General features: G+C 56.9%; 17 protein-coding genes and 1 other annotated feature. Of the genes, 12 read left to right on the top strand and 5 right to left on the bottom strand.

Going from position 1 to position 18,181, the window contains the following annotated elements; all coding sequences use genetic code 11:
* Positions 1–115 precede the first annotated feature (115 nt).
* Positions 116–1,330: a peptidase T gene (gene pepT / locus NQ490_RS01345; RefSeq protein ID WP_040917707.1), complete on the bottom strand. Its 1,215-nt coding sequence runs from the start codon at positions 1,328–1,330 to the stop codon at positions 116–118.
* A 184-nt stretch (positions 1,331–1,514) separates the two neighbouring features.
* On the opposite strand from pepT, the gene NQ490_RS01350 reads away from it, so the two are divergent.
* The 12 genes from NQ490_RS01350 to NQ490_RS01405 all read left to right on the top strand — a co-directional run bounded on the left by NQ490_RS01350 (position 1,515) and on the right by NQ490_RS01405 (position 12,994).
* Positions 1,515–2,564 (top strand): polysaccharide biosynthesis protein, encoded by a 1,050-nt coding sequence (locus NQ490_RS01350; RefSeq protein WP_007047011.1) that lies wholly within the window; start codon positions 1,515–1,517, stop codon positions 2,562–2,564.
* Positions 2,554–3,702 (top strand): polysaccharide biosynthesis C-terminal domain-containing protein, encoded by a 1,149-nt coding sequence (locus NQ490_RS01355; RefSeq protein WP_007047012.1) that lies wholly within the window; start codon positions 2,554–2,556, stop codon positions 3,700–3,702. The genes NQ490_RS01350 and NQ490_RS01355 overlap by 11 nt, the downstream gene beginning before the upstream one ends.
* A gap of 24 nt (positions 3,703–3,726) precedes the next feature.
* Positions 3,727–4,866: a non-hydrolyzing UDP-N-acetylglucosamine 2-epimerase gene (gene wecB, locus NQ490_RS01360; protein WP_007047013.1), complete on the top strand. Its 1,140-nt coding sequence runs from the start codon at positions 3,727–3,729 to the stop codon at positions 4,864–4,866.
* A 1-nt stretch (position 4,867) separates the two neighbouring features.
* Positions 4,868–6,091 (top strand): glycosyltransferase family 4 protein, encoded by a 1,224-nt coding sequence (locus NQ490_RS01365; RefSeq protein ID WP_007047014.1) that lies wholly within the window; start codon positions 4,868–4,870, stop codon positions 6,089–6,091.
* A 24-nt stretch (positions 6,092–6,115) separates the two neighbouring features.
* On the top strand, positions 6,116–6,835 hold the full coding sequence (locus NQ490_RS01370) for a glycosyltransferase family 2 protein (RefSeq protein WP_007047015.1): 720 nt from the start codon (positions 6,116–6,118) through the stop codon (positions 6,833–6,835).
* The gene (locus NQ490_RS01375; protein ID WP_007047016.1) at positions 6,832–7,185 is read left to right on the top strand and encodes a DUF2304 domain-containing protein; all 354 of its coding nucleotides are present in this window, start codon (positions 6,832–6,834) and stop codon (positions 7,183–7,185) included. The genes NQ490_RS01370 and NQ490_RS01375 overlap by 4 nt, the downstream gene beginning before the upstream one ends.
* Before the next feature lie 40 nt (positions 7,186–7,225).
* A complete protein-coding gene (locus tag NQ490_RS01380; protein WP_007047017.1) occupies positions 7,226–8,728 on the top strand; it encodes an MBOAT family O-acyltransferase in 1,503 nt (500 codons plus the stop codon).
* A 17-nt stretch (positions 8,729–8,745) separates the two neighbouring features.
* Positions 8,746–10,173, top strand: coding sequence for a hypothetical protein (locus NQ490_RS01385; RefSeq protein WP_007047018.1), 1,428 nt, complete (start codon positions 8,746–8,748; stop codon positions 10,171–10,173).
* A 2-nt stretch (positions 10,174–10,175) separates the two neighbouring features.
* Entirely contained in the window at positions 10,176–10,715 is a 540-nt protein-coding gene (locus NQ490_RS01390; protein WP_007047019.1) for a PglD-related sugar-binding protein, read from the top strand.
* Between the two features lie 61 nt (positions 10,716–10,776).
* Positions 10,777–11,820: an acyltransferase family protein gene (locus NQ490_RS01395; RefSeq protein WP_007047020.1), complete on the top strand. Its 1,044-nt coding sequence runs from the start codon at positions 10,777–10,779 to the stop codon at positions 11,818–11,820.
* 91 nt (positions 11,821–11,911) lie between these two features.
* Positions 11,912–12,262: a PadR family transcriptional regulator gene (locus NQ490_RS01400; RefSeq protein ID WP_007047021.1), complete on the top strand. Its 351-nt coding sequence runs from the start codon at positions 11,912–11,914 to the stop codon at positions 12,260–12,262.
* 42 nt (positions 12,263–12,304) lie between these two features.
* On the top strand, positions 12,305–12,994 hold the full coding sequence (locus NQ490_RS01405; protein ID WP_007047022.1) for a hypothetical protein: 690 nt from the start codon (positions 12,305–12,307) through the stop codon (positions 12,992–12,994).
* Between the two features lie 227 nt (positions 12,995–13,221).
* Here NQ490_RS01405 and leuB read toward each other — a convergent pair whose 3' ends face one another.
* Genes leuB through NQ490_RS01425 form a run of 4 tightly spaced genes read right to left on the bottom strand, consistent with a single transcriptional unit; the run spans position 13,222 to position 17,753 of the window.
* Positions 13,222–14,292: a 3-isopropylmalate dehydrogenase gene (leuB, locus tag NQ490_RS01410; RefSeq protein ID WP_007047023.1), complete on the bottom strand. Its 1,071-nt coding sequence runs from the start codon at positions 14,290–14,292 to the stop codon at positions 13,222–13,224.
* A 21-nt stretch (positions 14,293–14,313) separates the two neighbouring features.
* The gene (gene leuD / locus NQ490_RS01415) at positions 14,314–14,793 is read right to left on the bottom strand and encodes a 3-isopropylmalate dehydratase small subunit (RefSeq protein ID WP_007047024.1); all 480 of its coding nucleotides are present in this window, start codon (positions 14,791–14,793) and stop codon (positions 14,314–14,316) included.
* A gap of 2 nt (positions 14,794–14,795) precedes the next feature.
* Positions 14,796–16,055: a 3-isopropylmalate dehydratase large subunit gene (leuC, locus tag NQ490_RS01420; protein ID WP_007047025.1), complete on the bottom strand. Its 1,260-nt coding sequence runs from the start codon at positions 16,053–16,055 to the stop codon at positions 14,796–14,798.
* Between the two features lie 30 nt (positions 16,056–16,085).
* Complete coding sequence (locus NQ490_RS01425; protein ID WP_040917711.1) at positions 16,086–17,753, bottom strand: 2-isopropylmalate synthase; 1,668 nt, start codon at positions 17,751–17,753, stop codon at positions 16,086–16,088.
* A 76-nt stretch (positions 17,754–17,829) separates the two neighbouring features.
* Positions 17,830–18,103 (bottom strand) — a binding site (T-box leader).
* Positions 18,104–18,181 lie beyond the last annotated feature (78 nt).

Below are 18,181 nucleotides of genomic sequence, written 5' to 3' on the forward strand. Positions count from 1 at the left end.
CAAGAGGAAATTTGTTCGCCGTTTTTTACAGGTTTTCTGTGAGCATACCTACTATATAAGGTAAAACAAAAACGGTGCCCGGCCAAACCAGGCCGGGCACCCGAGATATTTTTGTTTACTTGTACAGATCTACCAGATTCAGCAAAATTTCCACACTCTGATCCATCTTCTCTGCGGTGATGCACTCGCAGGGTCCATGGAAATTGAAACCGCCGGTGCCCAGATTGGGGCACGGCAGCCCCATATAGCTCAGCGTGGCACCGTCGGTACCACCGCGGACCGGCGCCTCAATGGGCTCCAACCCCGCCGCCTTGATGGCCTTGCGGGCATTTTCCACCAGATGGAAATGCGGTTGGATCTTCTCCAGCATGTTGTAGTAGCTGTCCTTGATTTCCAGTTCCACCGTGCCGGCGCCGTAACGTTCGTTCAGGCAGTCTGCAATATGCTGCATCTGCGCCTTGCGGGCCTCGAATTTCACCGCATCGTGATCACGCACAATGTATCCCAGATGCGCCAGCGTCACGTCGCCCTGCATACTGGTCAGATGGAAGAAGCCCTCCCGGCCCTCGGTATGCTCCGGGCGGGAGAAGACAGGCAGCACCTGATGGAACTCAATGGCAATGTTCTGGGCGTTGCGCATGGCGTTCTTCGCACTGCCCGGGTGTACGCTGAAGCCGTGCACCGTCACCACTGCAGCCGCCGCATTGAAGTTTTCGTAGCTGATCTCCCCCACATCGTCGCCGTCCACCGTATAGGCATAGGCTGCCCCGAAATGCGCCACATCGAACAGGCTGGCGCCTTCGCCGATTTCTTCATCCGGTGTGAAGCCAATGCAGAGTTTCCCATGGGGACGTTTTTCCGTCTGCACACGCTCCAGCATCGTCATGATCTCGGCCACACCGGCTTTGTCGTCTGCCCCCAGCAGCGTGGAACCATCCGCTGTAATCAGCGTCTGACCTTTCATCTCTTTCAGGAACGGGAAGGTCTCAGGATCCAGCACAGCGCCGGTGGCAGGCAGCGTAACCGGACCGCCGTCATAGTTGGGGTGAATCTGCGGATTTACATTTTCGCCGCTGGCATCGTCGGCAGTGTCCATATGAGCAATAAAGCCCAGCGCCTTGGCATTTTCCTGCCCGGCTGTGGCAGGAAGCGTAGCATACACATAGCAGTGCTCATCCACATGGGCATCCTCCAGGCCGAGGCCTTTCAGTTCCTCCACCAGTTGACGGGCCAGGTCAAACTGGCGCGCTGTGCTGGGATGTGTCCCCGAATTCGGGTCGGAAGTGGTATATACCTTTACATAATGCAACAGTCGTTCATACGCACGCATGAAATCTGGTTCCTCCTTGTGCAAACAGGTCACACGCTACCCGTTTCGCGTTTTTACGGTAGTATACCACAAAAAGCAGCAATTTCCAAGGCCGTCCACTTTTCAAACGCAGAGGAATGTGTTAAAATAGGGAAGATTATAAAGGAGATTTGCGTCCTGACGCATCAAAAATAAGGAGGCCATTATGGCAAGCACCATCTTCAAAGACAAGACTCTGTTGATCACCGGCGGCACCGGCAGCTTCGGCCACACCGTGCTGAAGCATTTTCTGACCACCGATATCGGGGAGATCCGCATTTTTTCCCGCGATGAGAAAAAGCAGGATGACATGCGCCACGAACTGCAGGCCCAGTATCCCGAACATTATGAAAAGGTCAAATTCTATATCGGCGATGTGCGCAACATCCAGAGTCTGCGCGATGTAATGCCCGGCGTCAATTTCATCTTCCATGCCGCCGCCCTCAAACAGGTCCCCTCCTGCGAGTTTTTCCCCATGGAAGCGGTGCGCACCAACATCGAGGGCACCGACAATATGCTTCATGCCGCTATTGAAGCCAACGTGGAGCGGGTCGTCTGTCTCTCCACCGACAAAGCCGCCTACCCGATCAATGCGATGGGTATCTCCAAGGCAATGATGGAACATGTCATCACCGCCAATGCCCGTGTGTCTGCTCAGCGCGGCGGCCCGGTCATCTGCTGCACCCGCTACGGCAACGTCATGTGCAGCCGCGGCAGTGTGATCCCGCTGTTCGTCGAGCAGATCCGCGCCGGCCACCCCATCACCATCACCGATCCCAACATGACCCGCTTCCTGATGAACCTCGATGAGGCAGTGGATCTGGTCATGTTCGCCTTTGAGCACGCCAATCCCGGTGATCTCTTCATCCAGAAGTCCGACGCCTCCACCATCGGAGACCTGGCCAAAGCCGTGCAGACACTGTTCGGCGATACCGGCACCCGTATCATCGGCACCCGCCACGGTGAGAAGCTTTATGAAACACTGATGACCAAGGAGGAGCGCACCCGCGCCGAAGACATGGGCGGTTACTTCCGTGTGGCGGCCGACACCCGTGACCTGAACTACGACAAGTTCTTCGTCAAGGGCCAGGTGCACACCCAGGCGGACGAGGACTACACCAGCCACAATACCCGCCGTTTGAACGTGGAACAGACCATCGAAAAGATCATGACCACCGATTATATCAAAGAGGAGCTGGCCAAAAATGCCCAATGAAACCTCTTCCCTGCCGACCCCGATCCTGATCACCGGCGCGGGCGGCTTTGTAGGCCGCAACCTGGTTGCCACCCTGCATGCCATGGGCTGCCGGGATCTGTTGCTCTTCGAGAAAGATGATACGGCGGAGACCCTGGCGGATTACTGCCGCCGGGCCGCTTTTGTGGTACATCTGGCCGGCATCAACCGTCCGAAAGACCCCAGTGAATTTTACAGCGGCAACGCCGGTCTGACCGACACCATGCTGCATCTGCTGGCAGAAAGCGGCAACAAGGCACCGGTCCTTGTGACCAGCAGCATTCAGGCCGCCCTGGACAACGACTACGGCAAAAGCAAAAAACAGGCCGAAGATGCCATTTTTGCTCACGGGAAAACTACCGGCGCGCCGGTATATGTATTCCGTATGGAAGGTGTTTTCGGCAAATGGTGCCGCCCCAATTACAACAGTGTGGTGGCGACCTTCTGCCATAACATTGCCCGCGGCCTGCCCATCGAGGTCCGGGACCCCGCCTATGAGCTGCCGCTGGTGTATATCGATGATGTGATTCGCTGCATCCTGGACGCCATGCTCTCCGGCGAAGTGGAATGTGACGCCGAGGGGTACTGCCGCATCCATCCTGTGCACCGTGTCACCCTGGGACATCTGGCCGAACTGATCAACGGCTTTGCCGAAGCCCGCCGGGGCAGCCTGGCGGTCCCCTATCTGGCCGACGGCAGCTTTGAGAAGAAGCTGTATTCCACCTATCTGAGCTATCTGCCCACCGATCAGTTTGCCTACGACCTGAACATGCACTGCGACGACCGCGGCAGTTTTACCGAGGTGCTGCGCACCCCTGAGCGTGGGCAGGTCAGCGTGAACATTTCCAGGCCCGGTATCGTCAAGGGGAACCACTGGCACCATACCAAGAACGAGAAATTTCTCGTGGTGCAGGGCGAGGGTGTGATCCGCTTCCGCCGGATCGACTGCGACGAAGTGATTGAATACCATGTCAGCGGCAAAAAGCTGCAGGTAGTGGATATTCCCTGCGGGTATACACACAACATCGAAAACGTGGGCAGTGAGGATATGGTCACCCTGATGTGGGCCAACGAGTGCTTTGACCCCGATCATCCCGACACCTTCTATCTGCCGGTTTAATTCTATAAGTAAGGATGTTTTGTCATGAACAAACTGAAACTGATGACGATCATCGGCACCCGGCCGGAGATCATCCGTCTGAGTGCAGTCATCAAGAAGTGCGACAAATATTTTGATCAGATCCTGGTGCATACCGGGCAAAACTATGACTACAACCTCAATCAGGTCTTCTTTGAGGATCTGGGCCTGCGGGCCCCTGACTTCTATCTGGATGCTGTAGGCAAGGACCTGGGGGAAACCATCGGCAACATCATCGCCAAATCCTATGCTCTGATGGTAGAGCAGAAACCCGATGCCCTGCTGATTCTGGGTGACACCAACTCCTGCCTGAGCGCCATCTCCGCCAAGCGGCTGCACATTCCCATCTTCCACATGGAGGCAGGCAATCGCTGCTTCGACGAGTGCCTTCCTGAGGAGACCAACCGCCGTATCGTGGATCACATCGCCGATGTGAACATGTGCTACTCCGAGCACGCCCGGCGCTACCTCAACGCAGAGGGCACCGCCAAGGAGCGCACCTTTGTCACCGGCAGCCCCATGGCGGAGGTCCTCCATGCCAATCTGGAAAAGATTGAGGCCTCCGATGTGCTGGAACGGCTGGGACTCGAACCGCGCAAATATATGCTGCTGTCGGCGCATCGGGAGGAAAACATCGATACTGAACAGAATTTCATCGACCTGTTCACCTCCATCAACCATCTGGCCGAGACCTATGATATGCCGATCCTGTATTCCTGCCATCCCCGCAGCAAAAAGCGTCTGGATGCCATGGGATTTCAGCTGGACAAGCGGGTCAAACTGCATGAGCCGCTTGGTTTCCACGACTACAACCATCTGCAGATGAACGCCTTCGCTGTCATTTCGGATTCCGGCACGCTGCCCGAGGAGTCCAGCTTCTTCACCAGTGTGGGCCACCCCTTCCCTGCCGTCTGCATCCGCACCTCCACCGAGCGCCCTGAAGCGTTGGACAAGGGCTGCTTTGTGCTGGCCGGCATCCGTGCCGGCGGCGTTGAGCAGGCCGTGCAGACCGCGGTGGCCATGAATGAAAACGGAGACGACGGTATTCCGGTGCCATACTACACCGAGGATGTCTCCACGAAAGTGGTCAAGATCATCCAGAGCTACACCGGTGTCGTAAACAAAATGGTCTGGAGAAAATACTGAGATGGCTAGACGCATCCTTGTGGTGACCCAGCATTTCTGGCCGGAGAACTTCCGCATCAATGACATTGTGGAAGGCTTTCTGCAGGACGGGCTGGAGGTCGATGTGCTGTGCGGCCTGCCCAACTATCCCAAAGGCGAGTGGTTCGACGGCTACGGCCCCCACGGCCCCTGGGAGGAGCACTATGGTACCGCCCAGGTTTTCCGAGCCAAGGAATGGCCCCGCAAAGGCAACACCAGCCTCAACATTTTTTTGAACTATGTGAGCTGGCCCCTGTATGCAGCGTCGGCGCTGAAGCGCCTGCCGGGCGGCTATGACGCCGTGTTCTGCTTCAACACCAGTCCGGTACTTATGTGCTGGCCGGCTATCCGGTATGCCCAAAAGCACCGCATCCCCTTTACCAACTATGTGCTCGACCTCTGGCCGGAGAACCTTTACAGTGTTTTGCCGGTTCAGAACACGCTGCTGCGGCGTATTGCCCAGGGTGTGAGCGATCATTTGTACAAGCAGGCTGACCGCCTGATTGCCATGAGTGAACCGCTGCAAAAACGCCTGTGCGAACGTACCGGCAAGCCGGAAAGCTCTGTGGCGGCCATTCCGCAGTACTGCGAAGATTTTTATGCCAATCCCCAGCACGATGCCGCTCTGGAGGCACGGTTCACTGGTCGATTCAACCTGGTCTTTACCGGAACTTTTACCCCGGCGCAGAGTCTGGACATGGTACTTCAAGCAGTGCTGGAGGCCCGCGCTGACGGTGCAGAGTCCCTGCACCTTTTGCTGGTAGGCGACGGCATGAGCCGGGAAAGCCTGCAGGCGCTGGCCCGGGAACTGCACGCCGAAGATGCCGTTACTTTCTATGGCAGCGTCCCTGCCAAGGAGGTCCCAAAGTTCACGGCGCTGGCGGATGCCCTGCTGATTTCCCTGTCGGATTCACCCGATCTGGGGTTGACGGTGCCCGGCAAACTGGCCAGTTACATGGCCGCCGGCAAACCGATCCTTGCCAGCATGAACGGAGCTGGTTTTACCGCCGTGCAGCAGAGCGGCGGAGGACTGGTCAGTCCCGCCTGTGACCAGCATGCACTGGCCCGGAACATGGTGCGTCTGGTACAGATGGACGCAGCCGACCGGGCTGCGCTGGGTGCCAAGGCCAAGGAATATTATCTGGCACACTACCGTCGGGCAGAATTGTTGCGCCGGCTGGAAACGTTTATTCTGCAGGGCGAATGACCGCCCGGATATGAGGTACACCTTTTGGACGAAAAAATTTTGGTGCTGATTCCCTGCTACAACGAAGAGGAAAACATCGTCAACACCGTGGAGCGACTGAAATCGGCCTGCCCTACTGTGGATTTTCTGGTCATCAACGACTGTTCCACCGACGGCAGCGCTGCGCTGCTGAAAAGCCAGGGATATCCTTTTCTGGATCTGCCTGTCAACCTGGGTATCGGGGGCGGCGTGCAGTGCGGTTATCTGTATGCCGTACGCAACGGGTATGACGTAACAGTCCAGATGGATGGCGACGGGCAGCATGACCCCGCTTACCTGGAGGAAATTGTGCGCCCCGTTCTGGATGGCCGGTACGATATGTGCATCGGCAGCCGCTTTATCAAAAAGGAAGGCTTTCAGACCAGTTTCATGCGCCGTGTGGGCATCCGCTTTCTCAGCGGACTGATCTGCCTGCTCTGCGGCAAGCGGGTGCTGGATGTGACCAGCGGATTCCGTGCCACCAATGCCCGCATGACCTCCTACTTTGCCAGGCATTATGCTTCCGACTATCCTGAGCCGGAGGCAGTTCTGGCCGCAAGCCTGGCTGGTTTTTCGGTCGGCGAGGCTCCCGTCGTCATGCGGGAACGGCAAGGCGGCGTGTCCAGCATTTCCAGTTTCAAAAGTGTTTACTATATGGTCAAGGTCTCACTGGCCCTGATCATCGACCGCTTTTCCATCCATAAAACGCGGGGAGGCAAGGCATGACACCACAGCTGCAATTCTTTATGATCCTGGGCGCCGTGGCGCTGCTGCTTATCATCTTTGTCTTCCTCAAGCGCGGATTGATGAGCGTCAAATACAGTCTTTTATGGCTGGCTCTCGCTGTCGGTCTGGTGGTCTCCGCCGTTTTTCCTTATGTAATCTATGTGCTGCGGGATCTTCTGGACATCGAGATGCCGGTCAATCTGGTATTCCTGTTGATGTTCTGCTTTGTTCTGGTGGTGCTGCTGTCCCTGAGCATTGCCATCAGTCAGCTGGCGGACAAGTGCAAACGTCTGACCCAGGCCAACGCGATCCTGGAAAAGCGCGTGCGCGACCTGGAAGAAAAACAGTGACCCTGCGGCGGGTTATCGGTTGTGTGAACGGAGAGAGAGTATGACAATCACCTGGGAACAGGTTCTCGCCTTTCTGAGCGGGGACCAGTCAATGACGATCACCTCGCTGCTGTTTATCGTCTTTTTTGCAGCAACGGCCCTGATCCACTATGCGCTGCCACGCATTGCGCGCCCCTATTTTCTGCTGGCAGCCAGTTACGCATTTTTTTGCTATGATCCGGCCAACCGACCGCTGGTCTGGGTCCTGCTGAGCGCCACACTGATCACCTGGCTGTGCGGCCTTGTCATCGGCCGGGTCAAAAATCGCGCGGTGCGCGTGATTGCGCTGGTGGCCGCCATAGCTTTCGGCATCGGTGTGCTGGTCTACTATAAGTACTGGAACCTTCTGGCGGACAGTCTGGGCGGCAGCTGGCTGGCCCGGCGTGACAATCTGCTGGCCCCGTTGGGTCTCAGCTATTTCACCTTTGCCGCTCTGAGCTACACCATCGATGTCTATAAGCACCGCTGCCGGGTGGAAACCAATCCTTTCCATTATGCACTCTTTGTGAGTTTCTTTCCCACTCTCATCAATGGCCCCATCGAGCGCTATCCCCAGCTGCGGCCCCAGATTCAGAAAAGCCGCCGCTTCAGCTACAACCGCTGCGCCGGCGGCGCCTTCCGGATGCTGTGGGGCTACACCAAAAAAATGGTGATCGCCGATAACCTGAGCCAGTATGTCTCGGTCGTATACGGTGACCCCACCCAGATGAGCGGTCCCAATCTGGTGGCAGCCACCGTCCTGTTTGCCATCCAGCTGTACATGGATTTTTCCGGGTGCTGTGACATCGCCCTCGGTGCCGCGCGTATTCTGGGATACGACCTGATTGAAAACTTCCAGTCTCCCTTTGAATCCCGCAGCTTCGGCGAGTTCTGGCGCCGCTGGCATATCTCCATGACCGGCTGGTTCCGGGACTACGTCTACTTCTCTTTGGGCGGCAGCCGCTGCGCTCCCTGGCGTCACTATTTGAATATCATTATCGTTTTCCTCTGCTCCGGCCTTTGGCACGGTGCCGACTGGCGTTATCTGGTGTGGGGCCTAGCCTGCGGCCTGATCTCCGCCTTCAGTGTCCTGACAGCCCGTCCCCGGCGCGCCCTTGGCCGTATCAACCCGTTGTATCGCGCAGGCTGGTTCAAGACGTTATGGCAGATCCTGTGCACCAACGTGCTGTTCTGCGTTACGCTGGTTTTCTTTGCCAGTGCCCTTTATAATGCGGATCCCTTTGCCATCTACAGCGCCATGCTGCAAGGGTGGCAGGGCTTGGCGGGAAGCTGGCATCAGATCACTGCCCTGCTCTATGATTCCGGCATCGACGGGCGTCTGCCGGTGGTGCTTTGGTTCGGCTGCTTTGTGGTCTTCGCCGTGGAACATACCGGCCAGAACATTTCTGCCTGGATCCGTAAGCAGGTCTGGCCTCTGCGCTGGACGCTGTACTATACGGCGGCCGCCGCCATCCTCTTCTTTGCGGCGTTCGGTCAGTCCGCTTTCATCTATCAGCAATACTAACGAAAGGCGGTGTACTTATGCCCGCAAATTCCCCTACTCCCATTCCCACACCGCCTGTTAAAATTCATCGCGGTGCCCCCACGGCGACGCCCACCCGCCCCCGTCGGAAGAAGAAACGTATCAATCCCTTTCTCTGGTTTCTGCGCGGTCTGGCGCGCCGCCTCTTCTTTGGCGCAAAAACCGCCTTCAAGTGTTTTTTGCTGGTGCCCATTCTCGTGTTTATGGTCGCTTTCAGCTACAATGTAGACCGCAGCGGCCTCTTCCAGGGCGCTCTGGCGCCCCGCCGTATTGTCGATCTGATGCTGGAAGGATACGATGTGACCAACTTCGAGCAGATGGACGAACGTCAGGTCGTACAATTGTACGCACAGGATGTTCCCGAAGCGCCGGAGGCCATCGGCATCGGCTCCAGCCGGGTGCTCCAGTTCAATCGTGAGAACACCGGCATCGACAGCTTCTTCAATATGGGCGTGACCGGCGCCGATGTCCGCGACAACATGACCAGTTATTACAAGATGGTCAGCTATGGAAAGACGCCGGATGTTCTGATCTGGAGTCTGGATCCCTGGGTTTTCTACGGCAGCGAAGCCGCGTTCGATTCCCGCGCCGACGCTGACCTCTACAATGAATTCCTGACCAAAGTCCTGAATGTCCCCACAGATTACGAGGAACCGGACAAGGTGGAGTTATGGCGTGCCCTGGCGGATCCGGCCTATTTCCAGGGAAATGTGGATTATTACGTCAAGAACCACGGCCAGGCCACCGTCACCGATGATGACGGCAATGTCATCGAATTCAACCCGGTAGAGGGCGATCCCTACAACCAGACCTCCACGATCAAGCGCTCAGACGGCAGCGTTCTGTACGATGTAGCTTTCCGCAGTCAGAATGCCGATCAGATCCGGACCCTGGCCGCCGAAGCCTGCATGAGCTTCAACAGCGTACATATGGAAGGGTTCGACGAATTGAGCGAAACGCAGATTCAGGCATTTGAATCCTTCATCCAGTACGCCCAATCGCAGGGCACCACCGTAATCCTGGTTCTGTCTCCGTGGCATCCCTATCTGTACGGATATCTGCTAACCGAACCGGATAATCACAAAGGGTTCTTCCAGGTAGAAAACTGGGTGCGGCAGTACGCAGCCGACAACAATATTCCGCTGTATGGCAGCTACGATCCCGAATGCATCGAGGGTCTGCAGGAGACGGATTTCTTCGATGGCCTGCACTGCTCCGGCACCGGCATCGAACGGTTCTTCCCCGGTGTTCCTCAGGTGCTGCAGGATCTGGCCAACGATTCTTTGCCGGATCCTCTGGCGGTTCATCCTCGCACCAGCCTGGATACCGCCACGGAAGGCGATTCCACCGCTGCGGAAACCGCCGGTGCATCCACCGAAGAAACGGCCGACAACGGTACCGTTTCCGACACCGTACAGGAGGGATAAAGATGACTGTCTTTCCGTTGCATTCTTTCCACCGCAGCCCGCTCATTCTGGGCAAAGGAGGCTTCGGCCGTCAGCTGGCCGATTGGCTGTTGGAGGACGGCTGGGGGGAGCCCCAGTTCCTGGATGACAACGCTCCCGGCTGTGCCGGCACCTTGCGGGATTACGCGGACCCTGCCCTGCTCCGGCCCGGTCGTCCGGCGTTTGTGGCCCTGGGCAACAACGAACTGCGGGTAACGCTGCTGCAAAAACTGGCAGCCGCTGGCTACGACATTCCTGTGTATATCAGCGATGCCGCATCGGTCAGTCCCAGCGCTGTGCTGGAACCCGGCTGCGTGATCCTGCCTCAGGCTTATGTTGGAGCCGGCACCCATCTTGGCACCGGCTGCATCGTCAACGGCGGCGCTATCGTAGACCACGATGCCCTTCTTGGCCGGGGTGTTCACGTGGCACCGGGCGGTATCGTCAAGGCCGGCGCCGAAGTGGCTGCCTACACCAAAGTGGATTCCGGAGAAATCATCCGTTCTCCCTGGGAACAGGCATAACAACGCATAACCGCAGCGCGGGCTGGTTTCAGCCCGCACTTTTTGATAAGGAGGGACTGTCTTGGCACAGCAACAAAGCGCTTCTCCGCGGCGGGATTATATCGATGTCCTGAAGGGATTGGGAATTCTGCTGGTCGTGTTCGGTCATTTCATGGAGCAGTATCGATTGGGTTCTCATTTGATCGGTGCTACCTTTGTGACCATCTATTGGTTCCATATGGCACTGTTCTGCATGTGCAGCGGCCTGGTGGCGCATTTCAGCCTGCGCAAGCTCATCGCCCAGCAGCTTTGGCTCTATTTGCTGGGGCAGGCCATTATGCTGGTTTTCCGCACTTTTGTGCTGCAGGAACATTTCTCTGCGTCCGGCGGTTTGCTGATGGCGTTTCTGCTTCCATGGCGGCACATGTGGTATCTGTACGCTCTTCTGTTCTGGCATCTGACCTTGCCCGCCCTGACCTTTCTGCGGGACAGACTGCGACTGCCGGGTGCCGTTCTGGGTCTCGCTGTGGCCGTCGGCATCAGCCTGTGGGCGGGGACCATTGACTGGCCGTTCACCTTGGTGCGGGTGTTTGCATTCTTCCCGTTCTATGCGTTCGGTGTCCTGTTCCGTCCGCAGATCGACGCGCTGGATCGTGCGGCCAGTCGGTTCTGGGCCCTTCGGGTAGTGCCCGCCCTTCTGCTGCTGGGTTGTTACGGGTTCCACTTCCTGCAGATGCTGCAGGCCGAGAATCCACCCAGCGACAGTGCAAATATTTTCAATGATGTTCCCTATGGGGAAGGATACGCCTTATCCGACCGCGCCCTGTTCCTGCTGGTGGGTATTGTGACCAGCGTGGCACTGGTATCCGTGATGGGCGGCGCCCGCATTCTGGCACCGCTGGGACGGCGCACGCTGTCGATTTATCTTTTGCACCTGCCCATCCTGACGTTTCTGGTGGATCTGGGGTTCTATGAACCCGCCCGGCAAAAACCTGTTGCCATCATTATCGCCTGGGTCGTGCTGGAGGCACTGGGCACCTTGTGCATTCTTTACAGCGCCCCGGTCAACCGCTTTTTCAATGCCCTGACCAACCTGTGGTACCGGCCTCGTTCCAAACGCATCTAATTCCGCCAAAGCGGCAGCCAAAACGGCTGCCGCTTTTACATTTTATGCTTGACAGCGGTAGTACCTTGCGATACAATATAGTCAGAAGAACATGGTAATGCAAGGTAGTGGAGGTGAGTGGATGTTTGACCAGTCGCAACTTCGCAAAGGCACGCTGGAAGGATGTATTTTAAAAATCATATCCCGGGAAGCCACGTACGGCTATGCCATTGCCACCACCCTGCGGGAAAGCGGTTTCACCGATCTGACGGAAGGCACCCTCTACCCCTTGCTGTTACGTCTGGACCGCAAAGGACTGATCCAGGCCGAATACCGGGCCGGGCATGGCGGTCCCAGCCGCAAATACTACACCCTGACCGACGACGGCCGACAATATCTGGCAGAATTCATGGCAGCCTGGCGGGAGACATCCGCCAGCATCGATGCCATCCTGCAAGATTGAGTGTTCCCCTTCTCTTCCACAAACGAAAGGATGTGACCCGGTATGTTTTTTGAAAATCAGTATACAATATTGCAGAAATCCAATGACATGAGCACCGAAACGTTGAATGCCGACAACCGCCGTACGCTGAGGGACATCCAAAAGTATATGCTTTGCATGACCTGGAACTGCTACGAAATCGAGCGCGTCCGCAAGGATCTGATCGATATGGCAGCCCGGTGTGAACTGGAAGGCCGTACCCTGCAGGAAGAAGTGGGCGGCGACATAGAGCGTTTTCTGCTTGAACTGGTTCCCGATCTGCCCCGTGGCACGCCTTTGGACTACATCTGCATCTGGTATCCCAAATGGCTGCTCTTCATTGCCGTTCTTTATCTGCTGACAGGCCTGATGCCCGGCAGTCAGGACCTCAATCTGTTCCGGATCCTCTCCGCTCCCTTCCAGTTTATGGTTTGGCTGCTGGTCTACGCCTGGTTTCATCGCATGAGCCTGAAAATCAAAATCCGCTATGGAAGTATTGCGCAGGCGGCGTGGTATCTGCTTTTGATTGTTGTTATCATCTTGTCCTGCTTTGTACTGCCGGTCTATCTGCTGCAAAGAATTCCCGGAACCATCAGCTATCTGGGTGCCTTTCTCTATGAGCTGGTATGGGCTGTCGGTTGTCAGCTCTGGCAGACTTTCTATTACAATCGCTGGGCAAAACACCACCCCTGGCAGGAAGCACAGACCTCTTGACAAGACAAAACACCCCCGAAACCGGCCCGCACATGGCCTGCTTCCGGGGGTGTTTCTCTGTTCCGGATGCACCGCACGCACATACGATGCATCGCCGCACCAGCAGTTCGCGGCATAATGCCGCCGGGATGCTGTATTCCCTTCTCCTCCACTACCTTTTATCCGGCGGAACACCCGCCAAATATTTTGGAATCGTCATCCCTTACGGGATGAACGGGAAATGGCTCTTACAGTTCTGCCAGAATCGCGTCGCCCATGGCGGTGCATCCCACCTGGGTGCAGCCCTCCGCCATCATGTCGGCGGTACGCAGCCCTTTGTCCAGCACCGCATTGACGGCCGCCTCGATCTCATCGGCCTCTGCGGGCATATCAAAACTGTAGCGCAGCATCATGGCCGCCGACAAAATGCAGGCAATGGGATTGACCACATCCTGCCCGGCAATGTCGGGTGCCGAACCGTGAATGGGCTCATACAATCCGCAGCTGCTCTCCCCCAGGGAGGAGGACGGCACCATGCCGATGCTTCCGGTGATCTCACTGGCTTCATCAGAAAGGATGTCGCCGAACATGTTCTCGGTCACGATCACATCGAACTGCGCAGGATTTTTGCAGATCTGCATGGCACAGTTGTCCACAAACATCTCACTGTATTCCACCTCGGGATATTCGGCGGCCAGCCGATGCATGACTGCGCGCCACAGACGGCTGGTATCCAGCACGTTGGCCTTATCCACACAGGTCAGTTTCTTACGGCGCTTCATCGCCGTTTCAAAGCCGATGCGGCCGATGCGCTCAATTTCATGTTCCGCATAGGGCATGGTGTCCACGGCTACTTTCTCGCCGTTTTCCTCATAGGTTTTGTGTTCGCCGAAGTAAACACCTCCAATGAGCTCCCGCACCACGATAAAATCAATGCCTTTGGCCACGATCTCCGCTTTCAGAGGGCTGGCCGCCGCCAGCTGCGGCCAGATTTTGGCCGGTCGGTTGTTGGCATACAGTCCCATACCGGCACGCAGGCGCAGCAGACCTTTCTCGGGACGCTTGTCTCCGGGCATGCCCTCCCACTTGGGGCCGCCGATGGCTCCCAGCAGGACGCTGTCCGACGCCTTGCACTTTTCCAGCTCCGAAGCTGGCAGCGGATCCCCGAATTTGTCAATGGCCTCCCCGCCCATGTAGGCGCGGGTATAGGTAAAGGTATGGCCGTGTTTGGCAGCGATCTTGTCCAGCACACGCACCGCCTGGGTGACGATCTCGGGGCTGGAGCAATCGCCGTAAATCAATGCAATATTCTTGTTCATAGTTCTTCCCTCCTGCCCCTCTTATTTCAGGCTGTTCATCAGGCCACCTTTGGCGATGATATTCTGGATGAAGGGCGGGAAGGGTGCCGCCTGGAAGGTCTGCCCGGTGGTTTCGTCGGTGATGACGCCGGTATCGAAATCGATACTGACGGTATCCCCCTCCGAGATGGCTTCACTGGCTGCCGGACATTCGAGGATCGGCAAACCGATATTGATGGCGTTGCGATAGAAGATCCGGGCAAAGCTCTTGGCGATGACGCAGCTGATTCCCGCGGCCTTGATGGCCAGCGGTGCGTGTTCCCGGGAGGAACCGCAGCCGAAGTTTTCGCCGCCCACCATGATATCACCAGGTTTTACCCGGGTGACAAAGGTCTTGTCAATATCTTCCATACAGTGGCTGGCCAGCTCTGCAGCGCTCTGGGTGTTCAGATAGCGTGCGGGAATGATGACGTCGGTATCAATATTATCGCCGTATTTGAAAACAGGTCCTTTGGCGTTCATGTTCAAACCTCCCTGGGATCAGTGATGTAGCCGGTCAATGCGCTGGCTGCCGCCGTAGCGGGGCTGGCCAGGTAGACCTCAGAATCCACATGGCCCATGCGGCCCACAAAGTTGCGGTTGGTGGTGGAAACGCAGCGTTCCCCGGCCGCCAAGATGCCCATATAACCGCCCAGGCAGGGGCCGCAGGTGGGCGTGGAAACGATGCAGCCGGCATCAATGAAGGCTTCGGTATATCCACGGAGGATGCATTCCTTGTAGACCGCCATGGTGGCCGGAATGATGATGCCGCGCACGCCTTTGGCAATATGCTTGCCCTTGAGGATCTCGTAGGCGGCCTGCATATCCTCAATACGGCCGTTGGTGCAGGAACCGATGACGATCTGATCAATCTTGATGTCCTTGCCCTCTTTGGCCAGATGGGTATTTTCCGGCAGATGAGGATAGCTGACGGTGGGCTCCAGCGTATCCAGATCGATGATGACGGTGCGCTCGTACTCGGCATCCGGGTCCGCCTCATATTTGACCCAGGGGCGCTGGCTGCGGCCCTTGAGGTAGGCTTCGCAAATCTCGTCCACCGGGAAGATTCCGTTCTTGGCACCCGCTTCGATGGCCATGTTGCAGATGCAGAGGCGATCCTCCATGGTCAGGCTCTTCACACCATCCCCGGTGAATTCCAGGCTCTTGTACAGCGCACCGGATACGCCGATTTCGCCGATCAGATGCAGGATCACATCCTTGCCGGTGACCGGGCGATGCAGGCTGCCGTTGAGCACCACTTTGATGGCGGCAGGGACTTTGAACCAGGCCACGCCCTTGGCCATTCCGGCGGCCATGTCGGTGGAGCCCACGCCGGTAGAAAAGGCACCTACTGCGCCGTAGGTGCAGGTATGGCTGTCAGCACCGATGATGCAGTCGCCTGCCGTGACGATGCCCTTTTCAGGCAAAAGAGCATGCTCAATGCCCATCTGGCCCACGTCGTAGAAGTTGAGAATGTCGTATTTGTTGGCAAACTCACGGCACTGCTTGGACTGGGTGGCGCTCTTGATATCCTTGTTGGGGACAAAGTGGTCCAGCACGATGTTCACGCGGGTTTTGTCAAAAACAGAATCAAAGCCGGCCTTTTCAAACTCATTGATGGCCACAGGCGTGGTGATATCATTGCCGAGCACGATGTCCAGGTTGGCGTTGATGAGCTGGCCTGCCTTGACGGTGCTCTCGCCGCAGTGAGCGGCCAGGATCTTCTGGGTCATGGTCATTCCCATGATGAACTGCTCCTTTCGTAATGGCGTACCTTACTTGTTGTTGATGGCACTGACAAGGGCACGGATACCAGCTACAATGATGTCGGTATGCGTACCGCAGCCCCAGGTCTCCTCACCGGAAGCCCATTTCAGGCCAACGTAGGAGCAGGCACGGGAATCGGTATCGGAATCCAGCGCATGTTCGCTGTAATGGACCAGCGTAAAGTGCATGCCGGTCTGCTGCTCAATGGCCGTGGCCACAGCATCCAGACGACCATTGCCGGTGGCGGTGCACGCGGCGGTCTTTCCATTGGCCGAAACGGTAATGTTGGCCGTGATGGTATGATCGGGGTTCTGCACAAAGTGCGCTTCCGTCACATTGAAGGGATTGGTATGGTTGAGGTAGGTCTTTTCAAAGACGTACAGCACTTCCTTGACACCCAACTCGCGATGCTCGTGGTCGCTGACTTCCTTGACGCGGTACCCCAGGTCCTCACGCATCTTGGGCGGCGGATTGTAGCCGTAGTTCTGCTGCAGCAGGAACCCGATGCCACCCTTGCCACTCTGAGAATTGATGCGGATGACGTCGGCGTCGTAGGTCCGGCCGATGTCGTGGGGATCCACCGGAATATAGGGGCAGGTCCAACGGTGCTCGCCTTTTTCCTTGCGCCACGTCATGCCCTTGGCGATGGCATCCTGATGGCTGCCGCTGAATGCCGCAAAGACCAGGCTGCCGGCATAAGGAGAGCGCTCGTAGACGTGCATGCGGGTGACACGCTCGTAAACTTCGCAGATGGCCGGCATGTCACTGAAATCCAGGTGCGGGTCCACGCCGTGGCTGTACATATTCATGGCCAGCGTGATGGCATCCACATTGCCGGTACGCTCGCCGTTGCCAAAAAGGCAGCACTCCACGCGCTGGGCACCGGCCAATACGGCCAGCTCCGCGTCCGCCACGCCGCAGCCGCGGTCGTTGTGGGGATGGGTGGAAAGAATGACACTGTCTCGGTATTTGAGATGGTTGGAGCACCATTCGATCTGGTTGGCGTACACGTGCGGCATGCTCATCTCTACCGTGACCGGCAAATTGATGATCATAGGACGGTCGGGTGTGGGCTGCATGACATCCAACACGGCGTTGCAGACTTCCACAGCGTACTCCGGTTCTGTGCCGGTGAAACTCTCGGGGCTGTACTCGAACAGGAAATTGCCTTCGTACTCTTCGCTGAGCTGTTTGACCAGCTTGGCACCGTCTACCGCAATCTGTTTGATTTCCTCCTTGGACTTTTTGAACACCTGTTCCCGCTGGGCCACGCTGGTGGAATTATAGAAATGGATGATGGCCCGGGGCGCGCCCTTGACCGCCTCAAAGGTCTTGCGGATGATATGATCGCGGCACTGGGTCAGCACCTGCAGCGTCACATCGGAAGGAACGCGGTTCTCCTCGATCAGTTTGCGAAGGAATTCATATTCGGTCTCGCTGGCGGCCGGGAACCCGACTTCGATTTCCTTGAAGCCGATCTTCACCAGCATATCGTAAAATTCCAGCTTTTCCTCCAGACTCATGGGAACGATCAGGCTCTGGTTTCCGTCGCGCAGATCCACACTGCACCAGGCGGGTGCCTTTTCAATATGGTCCTTCTGCGTCCACTGGAACACATGGCCCGGCTCTACCGGCGGCGGATAATATCCTACTGCATACTTGGTTGCGTCCATCATAGAAAATGCCTCCTTCAAGGTTTCGTGTGCCCTTGAAGGAGGCATGAAAAAACCGTCCCCCAAAGGCGTTTTGCCTTTGAGAGACGGGAGCAAATACAAATTGCTGTACCCCGCGGTACCACTCTCATTGCCGCCACTGTACAAACGGGCGGCCTCTCTGTACGATCGGCCTCTATCGGGCGAATCGCGCCTGCATGATAACGGTCAGGTTCCGTCCGCACCTACAGCCATCCGGCCATCAACGCGGCTGCTCCGGGGCCAGTGACGCAAAACCTGCCGCACCGCCTTGCACCTTCCGGCGGCTCTCTGAAGCTGGCTGGGAATTGCTTTCTCCCCATCACTGCATTCTCAATACGATTACTTTACCAGATTGAAGCAGTCTTGTCAATCGTCGTTTTGCACAATTTGATCAACACTCTTTTGTTTGA

The organism is Subdoligranulum variabile (genome assembly GCF_025152575.1).
In the GTDB taxonomy this organism is placed as follows: Bacteria; Bacillota; Clostridia; order Oscillospirales; family Ruminococcaceae; genus Gemmiger; species Gemmiger variabilis.

Excerpts from the sequence above, each read along its gene's own strand:
- leuD (WP_007047024.1), bottom strand. The coding sequence starts at position 14,793 with ATGAACGCCAAAGGACCTGTTTTCAAATACGGCGATAATATTGATACC.
- NQ490_RS01355 (WP_007047012.1), top strand. The coding sequence starts at position 2,554 with ATGCCCAATGAAACCTCTTCCCTGCCGACCCCGATCCTGATCACCGGC.
- NQ490_RS01425 (WP_040917711.1), bottom strand. The coding sequence starts at position 17,753 with ATGATGGACGCAACCAAGTATGCAGTAGGATATTATCCGCCGCCGGTA.
- pepT (WP_040917707.1), bottom strand. The coding sequence starts at position 1,330 with ATGCGTGCGTATGAACGACTGTTGCATTATGTAAAGGTATATACCACT.
- NQ490_RS01375 (WP_007047016.1), top strand. The coding sequence starts at position 6,832 with ATGACACCACAGCTGCAATTCTTTATGATCCTGGGCGCCGTGGCGCTG.
- NQ490_RS01350 (WP_007047011.1), top strand. The coding sequence starts at position 1,515 with ATGGCAAGCACCATCTTCAAAGACAAGACTCTGTTGATCACCGGCGGC.
- NQ490_RS01385 (WP_007047018.1), top strand. The coding sequence starts at position 8,746 with ATGCCCGCAAATTCCCCTACTCCCATTCCCACACCGCCTGTTAAAATT.
- NQ490_RS01380 (WP_007047017.1), top strand. The coding sequence starts at position 7,226 with ATGACAATCACCTGGGAACAGGTTCTCGCCTTTCTGAGCGGGGACCAG.
- NQ490_RS01365 (WP_007047014.1), top strand. The coding sequence starts at position 4,868 with ATGGCTAGACGCATCCTTGTGGTGACCCAGCATTTCTGGCCGGAGAAC.
- wecB (WP_007047013.1), top strand. The coding sequence starts at position 3,727 with ATGAACAAACTGAAACTGATGACGATCATCGGCACCCGGCCGGAGATC.
- leuB (WP_007047023.1), bottom strand. The coding sequence starts at position 14,292 with ATGAACAAGAATATTGCATTGATTTACGGCGATTGCTCCAGCCCCGAG.
- NQ490_RS01400 (WP_007047021.1), top strand. The coding sequence starts at position 11,912 with ATGGTAATGCAAGGTAGTGGAGGTGAGTGGATGTTTGACCAGTCGCAA.
- NQ490_RS01390 (WP_007047019.1), top strand. The coding sequence starts at position 10,176 with ATGACTGTCTTTCCGTTGCATTCTTTCCACCGCAGCCCGCTCATTCTG.
- NQ490_RS01405 (WP_007047022.1), top strand. The coding sequence starts at position 12,305 with ATGTTTTTTGAAAATCAGTATACAATATTGCAGAAATCCAATGACATG.
- leuC (WP_007047025.1), bottom strand. The coding sequence starts at position 16,055 with ATGGGAATGACCATGACCCAGAAGATCCTGGCCGCTCACTGCGGCGAG.